Source organism: Syntrophorhabdaceae bacterium, from assembly GCA_035541755.1.
Classification (GTDB): Bacteria; Desulfobacterota; Syntrophorhabdia; order Syntrophorhabdales; family Syntrophorhabdaceae; genus PNOF01.
Genome location: DATKMQ010000113.1, coordinates 1 through 14436 on the forward strand (window position 1 = coordinate 1; position 14436 = coordinate 14436).

At 49.4% G+C, this 14436-nt stretch carries 10 protein-coding genes; 6 read left to right on the forward strand and 4 right to left on the reverse strand.

The window, feature by feature from the left end:
* The 4 genes from VMT62_11725 to VMT62_11740 all read left to right on the forward strand — a co-directional run.
* A partial coding sequence (locus VMT62_11725) for a hypothetical protein (GenBank protein ID HVN97091.1) occupies positions 1–352 on the forward strand: 352 nt, incomplete at its 5' end.
* 10 nt (positions 353–362) lie between these two features.
* Entirely contained in the window at positions 363–971 is a 609-nt protein-coding gene (locus VMT62_11730; protein ID HVN97092.1) for a hypothetical protein, read from the forward strand.
* A gap of 270 nt (positions 972–1241) precedes the next feature.
* On the forward strand, positions 1242–1688 hold the full coding sequence (locus VMT62_11735) for a hypothetical protein (protein HVN97093.1): 447 nt from the start codon (positions 1242–1244) through the stop codon (positions 1686–1688).
* 271 nt (positions 1689–1959) lie between these two features.
* Positions 1960–4380 (forward strand): PAS domain S-box protein, encoded by a 2421-nt coding sequence (locus VMT62_11740; GenBank protein HVN97094.1) that lies wholly within the window; start codon positions 1960–1962, stop codon positions 4378–4380.
* 338 nt (positions 4381–4718) lie between these two features.
* Here the strand turns inward: VMT62_11740 and VMT62_11745 are convergent, their stop codons facing one another.
* The 4 genes from VMT62_11745 to VMT62_11760 all read right to left on the reverse strand — a co-directional run bounded on the left by VMT62_11745 (position 4719) and on the right by VMT62_11760 (position 9616).
* Positions 4719–5999 (reverse strand): MFS transporter, encoded by a 1281-nt coding sequence (locus VMT62_11745; GenBank protein HVN97095.1) that lies wholly within the window; start codon positions 5997–5999, stop codon positions 4719–4721.
* 292 nt (positions 6000–6291) lie between these two features.
* Positions 6292–7245 carry a LysR family transcriptional regulator gene (locus VMT62_11750; protein HVN97096.1) on the reverse strand — a complete coding sequence of 318 codons (954 nt, stop codon included), beginning with the start codon at positions 7243–7245 and terminating at the stop codon, positions 6292–6294.
* Positions 7246–7388: 143 nt separating this feature from the next.
* Entirely contained in the window at positions 7389–9089 is a 1701-nt protein-coding gene (locus VMT62_11755) for an FAD-dependent oxidoreductase (GenBank protein ID HVN97097.1), read from the reverse strand.
* A gap of 86 nt (positions 9090–9175) precedes the next feature.
* A complete protein-coding gene (locus VMT62_11760) occupies positions 9176–9616 on the reverse strand; it encodes a hypothetical protein (GenBank protein HVN97098.1) in 441 nt (146 codons plus the stop codon).
* Positions 9617–9918: 302 nt separating this feature from the next.
* On the opposite strand from VMT62_11760, the gene VMT62_11765 reads away from it, so the two are divergent.
* Together VMT62_11765 and VMT62_11770 are read left to right on the forward strand one after the other, a co-directional pair.
* A complete protein-coding gene (locus VMT62_11765; protein ID HVN97099.1) occupies positions 9919–10620 on the forward strand; it encodes a hypothetical protein in 702 nt (233 codons plus the stop codon).
* A gap of 182 nt (positions 10621–10802) precedes the next feature.
* The gene (locus tag VMT62_11770; protein ID HVN97100.1) at positions 10803–14309 is read left to right on the forward strand and encodes a PAS domain S-box protein; all 3507 of its coding nucleotides are present in this window, start codon (positions 10803–10805) and stop codon (positions 14307–14309) included.
* The last annotated feature ends 127 nt before the right edge of the window (positions 14310–14436 follow it).

Below are 14436 nucleotides of genomic sequence, written 5' to 3' on the forward strand. Positions count from 1 at the left end.
GGAGCAGGAGGTCGCGTACAGGAAGATCGCAACGGGCGAGCTTTTATCCTTCAACAAGCTGAGGGCGTTCATCGATGGGATCATCGCCAGAAGGAATCAGGAGTCCATCTTCGCGCTCACGGCGATCAACGAAGCCGAGAGGCATACGATCAACGACCTTGAGTCGGTGCTTAGATCGGTGGAGAGGTTTATCACTTCCATCGACAAGGAGCGCGAGGCCCATCTGAAGAAGGTGGCCTTCCACTCAAGCGTGACCCCCGAGACGCTCGATCTTGTTATCCAGAAGCTCATGAAATTACGGAAACTCATTCACGCCGGATACGGCATAAAATCAGCTGCAGAAGCGGCGTAAAAGGAGAACTATGGGACACTATCAGATCAAAACCAAGAAAGGGTATGACTTCTTTGAGGTATCATCGGCATTTCAGAAGGCGATCCGCAGGGGCGACGAAGAGGTCGCCCTCTTTTTCGCAACGGAACTGGAAACGTCAGGGTACGGCGAGTACGCATGGAAGCGGATGAAAATCATCACATCCGAGGATGTCGGCCTCGCGGAGCCCAATATGCCGGCCAACATCATGGCGCTCTATGATATGTACTGCCAGCAGAAAAAGAAGAAGGACGATCACTCAGGCTCCGAGACGCTCTTCCTTATCCATGCGGTACTGCTTCTGTGCAGGGCGAAAAAGAGCCGCCTCATTGATTGGGCGATCATCGCCCTCTTAAACGAACACCCCTCACGGCACATGGAGATACCTGATTATGCCTATGACAAACATAACGCAAAAGGGCGTTCCATGGGTCGGGGATGGGATCACTTTTACAACGAAGGCACGAAGCTCGAAAACCATACCCCCGTTGAAGGAGAAGAAGACTTCAAGGCAAGGGCGTATGAATCGCAGATGCACCCCAAGCCCGCCATTGATTACAAGCCCGGGCCGAAACAAACAAAACTCTTATCGTACATCTAAAGGAGGAAAGCCAACAGACTTTGCACCCCTCACAGCCCCTCGTTCGAGGGGCTTTTTGGTGGTCAGGTTTCGGTGTACTTTCTTGCTGAAAGCGTTAACCCTGCGCACTATCACAACTATAAAGATTTCAACTGGTAATAGCTGACTCTCCCTTTGCCGTTGTATTGCAGACTGATTGAGTCTCTATCCGCCCCATTATATAACTGGGTTGACAATTCTTTTATAAGTGCTAAATTAGGATATCATACAACCGAGAAAGGAGGACAAGCCATGTCGAAAGATACCAGTGTTCGGTGGGGCTGGCTCAAGATAATGTATATTTATACGATCATAGGGGCAGGTGGTCTGGGCTTGGGGATAATTATCAGTCCCGAGGTCGTACGATCCATGTTCGGTTGGCCAGCCCAAGATCCAATCGTTTTAGGCATCTGTGGCGGCGTCTATCTTGCATTTGGGTTTCTGTCCATTTTAGGCTTGCGATCTCCGCTCAAGTTTACTCCTGTTTTATTGCTTCAGCTTACATATAAACTTGTATGGTTCATAGGTGTGATACTGCCTCTGCTATTGCAAGGCAAATTTCCACCATATGCAGTGATATATGTGGTGATTTTCGCCACCTATATCATCGGTGACCTGATAGCGATTCCGTTCTCATATCTTTTTGCCAGACAGGCTCTCCCGGCAGGAACCGGCACAAGCTATTCGCCGAGTACTTGATCAAAAGACGAAGGAATAATGAGAATCTCTGCACATTTGTCTTTATCATACCTTGCAGCCGCCGCTGCCCGATACTACATTGCAAACCGTAATCCTCAGTTCTTCTTGACAGACCCAATGCGCGAATTGTAGGTGGAACACGCACTCGCTTCCTTCCTGTATTAAACATGGATGGTTTTATTACTTTCACTAAAACAATTTCAAATGGTAATCATGCTCTTCAGAATAAAACCCTTTTCTAACTTTCCGGCCCTATTGTGCGATAATTACAATGAAGGGCAGGATTATTGCCGATACTGAATTGATAAGAAACGAGTTTATGGACCACAAAGAGTCAAACGTAAGTCATCAACGGATCGAAGAAGCCTTGAGGGAGGGCGAAAGAAAATACAGAGATCTCGCCGATTCGCTGCCGCAGACAGTTGCCGAAATTGACATCGCGGGGAATATAACCTTCACCAATCTAGCGAGTTTTGAGATGTTCGGTTATACCCAAAAAGACTTTGACAGGGGTTTAAATATCTTCCAGATGATCGCTCCCGAGGAACACCGAAGAGCTGAGCGAAATATTCAACAGTTTATAGAGGGGCAAGGCCAGAATGGGAAGGAGTACATCGGAGTAAGAAAAGATGGCAGCAGATTTCCCTTTACGGTTTATTTGACCCCGGTTCTCAGTGAAGACAAGACAGTCGGTTTTAGGATCATTCTTATAGACATCACCGAGCGCAAGAGAGCGGAAGAAGCCCTGCGTACAAGCCAAACGCAATTATTTGAAGCAATGAACCTTGCGCATATCGTTTACTGGGAGTTTGATCCCGTAGCGCAAACATACGTTTTCAACGATCCCTTCTACGCTTTGTACGGCACCACCGCCGAGCAGGAGGGAGGGTACCGTATGACGCGGGAAGAATATGCCAAACGGTTTATACATCCCGACGATCTGCCGATCTTCTTTCAAGCCGTGAAACAAAACGTTACAAGAACGGGCCCCGAACCCCTTCCTGAAGTTGAACACCGTATTATTCGCCGCGATGGAGAAGTGCGCTATATAGCGGTACGAGGAGGTGTCATTAAGGATGATAAAGGCCAAATCGTTAAAAGATACGGCACAAACCAGGATATCACCGAGCGCAAAAAGATGGAAAACACACTACAGCAGAGTGAAGAACAGTTCAGAAAAATGTTCGAAGGAAACCCCATCGGCATGGTTATGGTTGACTCTGACTTCCGTTTTATCAGGGCAAACGCAGCCTTTTGTCGGATGCTCGGTTTCACTGAGAAAGAACTAAGCTCGCTCACCTTCAAAGACATTACACACCCTGACTATATCGAAGAAGATGTGCTCCGGGTGAACGATCTCAAGAACGGAAAGATTCCGTTTTATCAGACGGAGAAACGATACGTTCGAAAGGACGACGCAGTTGTATGGGGTTCCGCTAGAGTGAACGTCATGCGCGACAAAGATGATCGGCTTTTGTATTTTCTTACCACGGTGGAGGATATTACCGAGCAAAAACGCTCAGAAGAAGAAAGAACCCGTCTCGAAGCTCAACTCTTTCAGTCCCAGAAGATGGAAGCCATCGGCACCCTTGCAGGAGGCATTGCCCATGATTTCAACAACATTCTTACGGCCCTCGTGGGGTATGCGGCTCTCCTCAAGATGAAGCTAAGCAAAGGGATCCTGTCCACCTATGTGGACCAGATTCTCTCCGCTTCCCAGAAAGCAGCGGACTTGATTCGGGAGCTTTTAACCTTCAGCAGACAGGAAGCCGTGAGCCTCAAGCCGATCAGTTTACACAGCGTTATCAAAGGGACAGAGAAACTCCTCCAACGCCTTGTCACCGAAGACATCGAGCTAAGGATAAAGCCCTCCAAAGAGAAGATCGTCATCATGGCCGATCTCACCCAGATCGACCAGATACTCATGAATCTTGTCACCAATGCCCGGGACGCGATGCCGAAGGGGGGAAGCCTTACGATAGAGACAAAAATGGTGGAATTGGATGATGAGTTCCGGCGTATCCACGGGTACGGTAAACCAGGGGTATACGTCTTACTCTCCGTCTCCGATACCGGCTCGGGTATGGATGAGAAAACGCGGGAAAAGATCTTCGATCCGTTCTTCACCACCAAGGAGGTAGGGAAGGGAACGGGTCTCGGCCTCTCAACGGTCTACGGAATCGTGAAGCAGCATGACGGCTATATCACCGTACATAGCGAACCGGGAATCGGAACAACCTTCCATATTTACCTTCCAGTCGCCAACGAAGCCGGTAAAGAAGAAAGTCCCTCACCGGCCCCGGCGAAAGAGGGAAATGAAACTATCCTCATCGCCGAAGATGACGAGACGCTTCGAGGCTTACTCAGCCAGATACTTATCGCGTACGGGTATACTACCATTCAGGCGATAGACGGGGTAGATGCCATAGAACAGTTCAAGAAAGCCGACAAAATCGATCTTCTCATCCTTGACTCAGTCATGCCGAAAAGAAATGGACGAGAAGCCTATGAAGAGATTAGAAAAATCAGACCCGATGTCAAAGTACTCTTCACGAGCGGCTATACGAAGGATGTCATCCTCGATAAGGGGATCCGGGAAGAAGGGTTGAACTTTCTCGGGAAGCCTATCTCTCCCGATACCCTCTTGGAGAAGGTAAGGGACGTACTGGACGACGGGAAGCACCCTCACTGAGCCGGATTACAGGATTTCTCTTGGTAATCGTTAGTCTTGGCAATTGCTCAATTGTCAACATTGGTAGGTGGAACACGCACTCGATTGCTTCCTGGAATCTATACCCTGCCCATTTGTCTCAACGTACAGGATTTCAATCCGTAATCGATATAAAACTTGGTATCTTTCGCCTTGCATTTCGGAAAAGACTAGGAACGTCCGCCACCGCCTACACCACCTATCGTATTTCTCGATAGGCCGCCATTGTTGTGCGCAAGATCAGAGGAGGTGCCTACGGCACATCGCAAAGCATGATTCTTCCGATGTGATCGTGGCCTACAGGGCCGATCCCAGCATAGTTATTCCTCTGCAGCCGTCGCTCCCCTTCTTATATGCAGAGTAAGAAGAACTATCATGGAAATGACGTAGCAAGCCCCGGAGAACGCAAGCACGGCGTTGCCCCCGACCTTCATCAGGTAACCGTTGCAGAAACCCCCCAGGAACTGGCCGAGGGCGTTGCAAGAGCTAATGATTGCCATGCCGACCGCCGCTGATGTGCCTGCAAGGTACAACGAAGGTATCGCCCAGAACGGACCCACGACACCAAAAAGAGCCATCATGCCGAGGGTGATCCCCATCATTTTAATTACCGGGCTTGGAACCATAGACGCCATAAGCAACCCTATGATGCCCAATCCCATCGCGATCACGGCATGATACTTTCTTTCCATCGTCCTGTCTGAATGCCAAGACCATGTCACCATGAAGACGCCACCGACTATTGCCGGGATCATCATCAGTAGTCCCACCGAAGTGTTTGACACCTTGGAAAACTCCTTGATGACCATCGGTAGGAAATAGCCCATGCCGGCTCCGGCCAGTGACATGAATAAATAAACTATTCCTATCTTCCATGTTCTCAAACTGGAAAATATCTCCGTTATTTTCACGCGCCTGGCTTCTCTTTTCTTTGCATCCTCCTTCTTGATTTCCTCTGTCAACCAATTCTTCTCTTCTTCACTCAGCCAACCGGCTTCTGAGGGCCGGTCAGTGAGGTAGAATAGCGCAAAGATACCGAGAATCACAGCCGGTACGCCATCGAACACGAATAGCCAGCGCCAACCCGAATATCCGAACCAATGTACGTGGTCGAGTACCAATCCGGATACGGGCGATCCAACAAGCGTGTTCAATGGGAGGGCCAGGCTGAACATGGCTATGGCCCAAGCCCTTTCCCTTTGCGGAAGCCAGACCGTGAGATAAAACATGATCCCGGGAAGAAACCCTGCCTCCATCATTCCGAGGAGGAAACGCACGGCCGCTATATGCCAGTAGTTCTGCGCCCACATTGCCAGACTCGTCACTATTCCCCACGTGATCATTATACGGGCAATCCATCTTCTAGCTCCGTAACGGTTCAGCAGCATATTGCTCGGAACTTCGCAAAGGAAGTATGGGAGGGCGAAGATAGAAGTGAGCATACCGAACGCAACCATCGATATACCCAGCTCTTTGTTCATTGTTAGTGCGGCATAGCTCACGGTTGAACGGTCGATCATGTTGATAAAATAAAGCACGCATATGAACGGCAACAAACGCCATTTTACTCTACGTATCGTTCTTCGCCCGATAGCATCCATTTGACTCAGCGCCACAGTACTTGTTTGACTCATGAAATTACCCCCTTCTCATTTTTCAATGCTTTAAACCATGACCTGTTGGCTCCCTATGCCATGGCACCCTTTATACCGATAAACGTTATCGTGATCGAACAGATGCCAGAATTAGGTACTTGCGTCCGGCGGTGGGACCTCATGGTCATGTTTGTAACATTCGCCAGATTTGGAGGTCAAATTAGAACTTCTGATACTTCACTTTACGAAAACTTAATTAAGGGATAAACAAAGATGCTTGGAGCCAAGAAACTCGCTGCTAGAGGGAGCCGGGATCGAACCTGTCCGTGATTTCTGTCAGAACAGCCTGCGAGCCTGAATAGTTTGCAAGTTTCTTGAAAACCAGCGAAACGAATCCACTCTGGTGTGGTTGCAAGTTTTTGTCCTTTCTTACCACCACGGCGGCATAATCGGGTTCGATGATATGATCCAATGGAATTATCTCAAATCGCTTATCCAACAGCGACTCACACCCCAATCCTCTGGCACACAAAGCAATCCCCAGACCCATTTCGACATATCGCACAGATAAAAAGAAATTTGAAGCCTCCATGGAGATTCGATATGGAATACCCAAGGCTTCAAATTTTTGTTCCAGATGATGCCCCGCGTACTTCATGTGTTTAGGGGGCAGTATGAGAGGATAGCGCGCTAAATCTTCGAGGAGTACGCGTTTTCTTCCTGCCAAGGGGTGTCCTGACGGGGTGACGAGTAAGGTATTAGTCTTTCTGAACCTGATAGCCACAAGGCCCTTGGGTACCATCGATTCCATGGCAACCCCTAAATCAATCTCTCCGGTCTTTACCAGATCGATGACTTCGGACGGCGCCCGTTCAATGACCGTTAACTGGACGTGCGGGAAAAGTTGGGAGTACTCGCGAACGACTTCGGGAAAAAAGTAGTACAGTAAAGCAAATTGGGCCGCTATCCTCAATCTGCCGGAGTGTAGCCTCCCAATCTCCTTTATCTCGCTCACGAGTTGCTCATGTTCGCCTAAGAGCTTCTGAGCAAATTGGAGGAACCTCTCCCCTGCGGGGGTCAAAACCAGTTTCTTTTTCCCTATTCGTTCAAAGAGCAAGCATCCAAATTCTTTCTCGAGGGCACTAATCTGCTGGCTCAATGCGGACTGGGTTCTGAAGGTCGCCTCTGCCGCCCTTGTGAGGCTACCAAGGTTTGCCACCTGATAGAATCCGACGATCTGTTGCCACTCCACTGAAGCCTCCGGAGCATGGGCAATTACGCTAGCTCAAAGTATATTGAGAGAAACGAATGATGTCAACCAAATGTGCTCAAATGGACCAATGGGGTTCTGGGGGACAGCGAAAATTGGTTGAAGCGGCGGTACGCGAATCCTTCTTATTTTGCTCTTGAATGGGTCCAGGCGACTATACCGCCTTCCATTATTGCCACGTTATTCCAGCCATGGGCTTCGATAATCCGCTCCGCTTCATAAGCCCGGAGCGAAGTTTTACAGTAGACAATGATTTCTTTGGTTTTGTGCTTAGGCAGTTCGTTGAGTCTCTTCCTTAGCTCGCCCAAAGGGATAAGAGTCTCGCCGATACCGAGGCGGAGGGCTTCGAATTCGCCCGGGGTACGGACATCGAGAAGAAACATGTCATCCCCTCTATTAAGTTTCTGTATGACATCCTCAGCCGTTATCCCTCTCATGCGCCCCTTTATCTTATTCTCCATTACGTGGGCACAGGCGATGAAACTGTCTATCGCCTGAGCAAAAGGAGGGGCATAGGGAAGATCAAGGTTCACCAATGTTTTCACGGCCATCCCGCCCTGAATCGCTATGGCCGCCTGGGCGACTTGTTTGCTCACATCGCCGGGGCCTACACATTGAAATCCGATGATCTTCTGGGATCTATTATCCACAATCATTTTTGAGATAACCGTTTTGCCGTTCATGAATCCTGGTTTGTCGAGTCCCGCATAGATAACAGCGGTGGTGTCATCATAGCCCAACTCCTTGGTCATGTCCTCCGTTAAGCCTGTAGCTCCTGCTGCATAGTCGAAAACCTTGCAGATACCTGACTGAATGGTGCCAGGAAAGGTCACCTCATTGCCAACAACTGCATTCTCACCGGCTACGCGCCCCTGAAGATTGGCCAGATCACCATACGGGACGTACCTATTGCGTCCTATAATCAGATGATACTGTTCAGTACAATCGCCTGCTGCGTATATGTCGGGGTCAGATGTCTGCATATATCGATCGACCACGATCCCTCCAGCCTTACCAATCCTTAAACCTGCATTACGTGCAAGCCCCACATTCGGACTCACTCCCGTGGCTATTACTGCAAGTTCGCACGGAAGTTCCATTCCGTTTGTCAACTTCACGGCCACGAGTGATCCGTTCTTGCCCAGAAACTTGGTAACCCCCATATTTGTAATTACGCTCGCACCCTTTTCTCTGATGTGGCCTTCTATGAGACTTGCCAATTGCGTATCAAGGAAGGACAATATTTGCGGAAGCAGTTCGACTACGGTTGTTCGAATGCCGGCCATTTGAAGAACCTCAGATGTTTCGATCCCAATAAGCCCCGCACCGATAACAACTGCCCTTCGAACTTTGCCCTCATCCCTCACTCGCCTGAGAAAGTCTGCATCAGAGATGGACTTGAGGGTCGTGACTCCATTTAAATTTCTTCCATGAACATCGGGCATCCTGGTAATTGATCCTGTTGCTATGATCAGCTTGTCGTAAACAAGAAATTCGCTGTTACCTGCAAAAACGTTCCTGCAGGTGACCTTCTTAGAGGAGCAATCGATTGTGGTGGCTTCAGTCAGGGGCTTGGCTAGGATTCCTTTCGTATTTAGATAGTAATCGGGATTTCTTAGGATGCCACTACCGGTGGACAGGAGCTTGGTTCGCTCATTGAAAAAACCACCTACATAATACGGGTATCCGCAGGAGGCCATGGAAAGGTCGGGCTCCTTTTGAATAATGGTAATTTGTGCGTTCTGGTCTAGCCGTCTAGCTCGAGCGGCCGCTTTTGGTCCTGCGGCAGACCCGCCGATCACAACTATGTTTCTCCTTCTTCCCATGCCATGAACCTCTCACAATCTTCGCAGGCGCGTTCAATTAGGCGGAAAGCCTCGCGGATCTCGTAATGCTGTTTTCGTTTGGCCTGTTACAAATCCTCGGGTTTCTTGTTGGCTATAAAATAAGGAGAGAATTGAACAAAGCCAAACACCACTGGTTTATCCACCCTCGTAAACACCAGCGGACAGTGTTCCAGTCCTGGCGGGATATAGATAACTGAAGGCCTATCGATGATATGTTTCTCTTTCTCATCACCCAGAATAATATATGCTTCCGCAGCGAAATCACGATAGTTCATGGGATCAAAACCGAAAAAACACAGGAATTCCTCAAAATCATGTGTGTGACCGTGACCCCCCATGGAGACCGGTGAAGAAACAGGTTCCATAGTCATGTTAAAAGGTACCCCACCCCACTGGGCCACGGGGCTCTTGCGCCCTACGCTTATCACCGGCACCTGGATTTCAGGGTGGGCAGCTTTGCCAAAGGGTTCCCATAAGATATATTTCCCGTACTTTGTATTATCCATTTCGTCATATCCTCCTATATCGCCTGTATAAACAAGGATTATTCTGTAAGGCCTGTTTAGATTAAGCCCGCCCACCCTGTTCCGTCAAATTAGAAGTTCTAATGATGATTTTAATAAGAATTTAATTATGGCAGAGATGATCGTACCAAATATTCTGGGTGTAATACACAAGGTGGAACGCGCCCACCCTTTCTTCCTTTAGTCCTCCTTTCCAAAACATTGAAATTGTGCGATAGTACAGGTGGCAACCGTTGATCCTAAGAATGCCGATTTGGCAGGGTACTATTTCCAGAGGGAGCGCAATGAATGATCGAGATTTAATGAAGAAGGGTGCAATAACTTTCCTGGACGTAATTGGCTGGAAGAAAATATGGGAGAGGATGGATAATCCGACAGAAAGGCTGATAAGGCTCAATGGGTTTGCGACGGCCATAGGGGATAAAGTCCGAAATGGGCGTTTCCAGCGTCTTTCAGAGCATGGACTGAGTCCGAATATTCAAGGCCTATCAGATATGATAGTGATATGGACATTCAGCGAAAACCCTCTTTACGCCCTGGAACTTCACGCAGAGATAGCTACCATGCTAATTGTCGATTCGATGATCGCACAGATCCCTCTTCGTGGTGCGACCGCTTACGGCGAGTTCTATGTCGCTCAGGATTACAATATCATGGTCGGGGCGGCTGTGGATGATGCTGCGGAGTGGTACGACAGTTTTCGCATGATAGGGGTAGTACAAACCCCATCGGCAGATGAGCAGCTGAGTAATCTCCTCTTTAAACGACCTCACCTTCTCGTCGACTACTCCATCCCAAAAAAGACCAATGGATCGGTAATGGCTAATTGCATTAACTGGCCTCATAGATGGCAACTTTCACCGAAAAGAAGAGAGGATTTAGAATTGCTCTTATGCGCCATGGAACAATTGGCCAAGGAGGACGACAAAAGAATATACCGGAACACGATAGAATTCTACGATTATGTGTTTGGCCAACCCCAATGATCGTTTGCAACGCCTCAGCAGTTCTTCCTGAAGTTATGTTCATGTCGGCTAAGCCCTCGTGGCGCCATTTCTATTGGCAATAAATAGCGCTTGAATCTTCCCTTGGAAACATTGTATTTATTCATATCCTTATTTGTTACGCGGAACTACATCTGATCAGATGATTGAGGAGGGTATGGAAAATGATGAATAGATTTTACTCGTGGCCCATACGCCTACACTTAATAATTTTGATCGCCCTGTTGGCGATTCCTTCCATAGCCCTCATTATTCACTCAGGGATAGCTGAACGTCACCAAGCAATAGCCGATGCCAAAGCTGAGTCTCTGAAGTTTGTCAACGACATAGCGAGTCAACAACAAAATATGGTTGCAGGCGCGGAACAACTGGGGGCCGCACTCAGTTTGCTTCCCGCAGTGCGATCTCACGATCGCGAAGCCACCAATGCCCTTTTTTCTGAGCTTCTAAAGAAGAACCCTCAATTAGTCAATATCGCCATTTGCGATAAGGCCGGTCAGATATGGGCATCGGCAGTCCCCCCCGAAGGGAAGGTGTCCGTGGCTGACCGGCGATTTGTTCGAGAAGCAATTCGTACCGGTACGTTTTCCTCGGGAGAATACTCTGTAGGGCGGATAGTGAAAAGACCTGTTATGAGCTTTGGATACCCGGTGAAGAACGCCGCGAATGAGGTCGTGGCGGTGATAGGAATCATACTAAACCTGGACTATGCGCAACAGGTCTTCGAAAGGCTTAATCTCCCGCCCAATGCGGCTTTCAATATACTTGATCATCAAGGGACTATTCTCGGCATGAATCTCAACAATCCCAATGCGGAAAGATTTATCGGTCGCCGTGACCCCAGTGGAGATGTTTTCACCAAGATGAAGCAGGGGCCCGACGAGGGAACCTTTGAGGCTGTCGCAAATGACGGAAGGTTCCGTATCGCCGCCTATAAAAGAATCAGCTTGCCCCAGGAAACCGAGCCCTACATGTACATCCGTTCGAGCATACCCTTCGCCTCAGCAGTCTCGAAGGCAAACGCGGCCATGCTCCGGAATCTCTCGGTGTTTGTGTCCTTATTCCTTATCGGGTTAGTCCTCGCCTGGCTCATAGGAAAACGCGTGATCGCGAATCCTATTCTGTTATTGGAAAAGGCATCAGAGCAGTTGGCCGCAGGGGTGGATACCGTGAATGTGTCTCGTGTGGTAAAAAGCGGCGAGCTTGGAGACCTGGCCCGTTCATTCGATGATATGGCGGAGACTTTACACCACGAAAAGACTCTTCTGCGCGAGAGCGAACAACGCTGGGCCACCACCCTGGCAAGCATCGGCGACGCGGTCATCGCCACCGACGAGTCAGGCAGGATTACCTTCATGAATACCATTGCCGAGGAACTCACCGGCTGGAAGATCACGGATGCCTGGATGAAGCCCATACCAGAAGTATTCCACATCGTCAACGAAAAGACCCGCCAGGAGGTTGAAAATCCTGTCGAGAAGGTCCTCCGGGAAGGGATGATCGTCGGCCTTGCCAACCACACTATCCTCATAAAAAAAGATGGCACAGAAGTCCCCATCGACGATAGCGCCGCGCCCATACGGGACGAAGGCGGAAAGACCATGGGCGTCGTGCTCGTCTTCCGCGACATCACCGAACGTAAAGAAGCCGAAGAGCACACCAAACACCTCGCTTCTTTTCCGGACCTCAATCCAAACCCTATTATAGAAGTGGATTTGTCCGGTGCGATCACTTTCTGTAATCCCGCTGGTAAAAATGTTATAAAAAATCTCGGTTTGAACGGAGAAGATTGCAGCTGCTTGCTTCCAACGGACCTTACCGCCATCTTGCGAGACTGGGACAAGACAAGTCAATCAACCGTTGGCCGGGAGGTAACCATCAACGAAAAGGTTTTTGCTGAAACCGTTCACCTTGTTCCCCAGTTTGGTGTTGCGCGTATTTATGCTCGGGAAATCACCGACCGCAAGCGGATGGAGGAAGAAATCCGCAATGCGCTTGAGACTTCTCGATGGAATGAAGACCAGCTCCAAGTGCTTATGGAAAATGTCCACTCAGCCGTCGCACTCATAGACGACTCGGGCAGATTCTCTGTTGTCAATCGCGCATTCCTGGATATGTTCGGGCTTAACAGTGAATCCGACATTCTGAACATAAATAGTCAGGATTGGAGTCGATGGGGGGTGTATGGAGAAGATTCAAGACCACTGAATATTGACGATCACCCTGTCCGAAAGGCGGCTTTGACAGGTAAGCCCGTGAGAAACCAACTTGTTGCCGTGCGGAATCCGGGCGCGACCGATCTCGCGTGGATGCTCGTTAACGCTGAACCCTTGTTAAAGGAAGATGGCACTGTGTACAGGATAATATGCACTTACCAGGACGTCACCGAGATCAAACGCGCCGAGGAGACCCTGCGTCAAGCTTACGATGGCCTTGAGCTGCGCGTGAAAGAGCGTACTTCAGAGTTGGAAGAGGCTTACAAAGATCTGGAATTGGAAATGGCCGAACGCAAGCAAGCCGAAGATGCCCTTCGCCAATCCCAGAAGATGGAAGCAGTCGGTACCCTGGCAGGAGGCATCGCCCATGACTTCAACAACATCCTTGCCGCTATCATTGGGTTTACCGAGATGGCGCTCGAAGATTCTACCGACCCGGAAGTAAAAAGGCACCTCCAGTACATCCTTAAGTCATCAATGAGGGCGAGAGATCTCGTAAAGCAGATCCTCATCTTCAGCAGAAAGACCAATTATGAGAGAAGTCCCCTATCGCTTACCCCTCTTATCAAGGAGACTATCCAGTTCTTACGGGCTTCTATTCCCACAACGATTAGGATCGACCTCGCCATCACCGCAAGCTCCGATACAATACTTGCCTCCCCGGTTGAAGTGCAGCAGATCCTCATGAACCTTGCCACGAACGCCTCCCTTGCCATGCAGGAGAGAGGAGGAACCTTAGAGATTGCCCTCTCCGATATCGACTTCACACCGGAGTCCCCCGTACTGGAACAAGATGTAATGCCCGGAGAGTACGTGCAGCTCACCGTAAAGGATACCGGTATCGGCATGACACCGGATGTGATGAAACGGGTCTTTGAACCCTTCTTTACCACACGGGAAGTGGGTAAAGGCACCGGCATGGGATTAGCGGTAGTATACGGGATCGTGAAAGACCTTCAAGGTACCATCACCGTAGAGAGCACACCGGGATCAGGCTCCACCTTCCAGGTATTCCTCCCCAAGGTGAAGGCCTCACCTCTAAACGATGAGATAAGTACCGTCCAGGCTGCGAAAGGCACGGAGAGGATCCTCTTTATCGATGACGAACCCATGCTTACCGAATGGGGCAGGACTACCCTTACCCGTCTGGGTTATAAGGTAACCGCCGTAACTGACATCAAAGAGGCCTTAAAACTCTTCTCTTCCGATCCTTCCCAGTTTGATCTTGTGATTACCGATCACACCATGCCAGCTATGACCGGTGTTCAGTTCTCCAAAGAGCTTCTCAAGATACGGCCCGATATCCCGATCATCCTCTGCACGGGTCACAGTGAGACCGTCTCTCCGGACATAGCGAGGGAAGCGGGTATCAAAGAATACCTCATGAAACCCATGGCACGAGAGGAGTTCGCCCAGGCGGTCCGCCGGGTACTGGATCAAAAGAAAAAAGAATGATTGGGTGTGGGGAAGACACAGATCTGAACGGTATAACGGTGCGCATCAGTCGATCGTCTATGATCGGTCATCGCGGTCAATAATACCCTCGAAGCTTTTCGTAGAGCTCGTCCAGACTATACGGCTT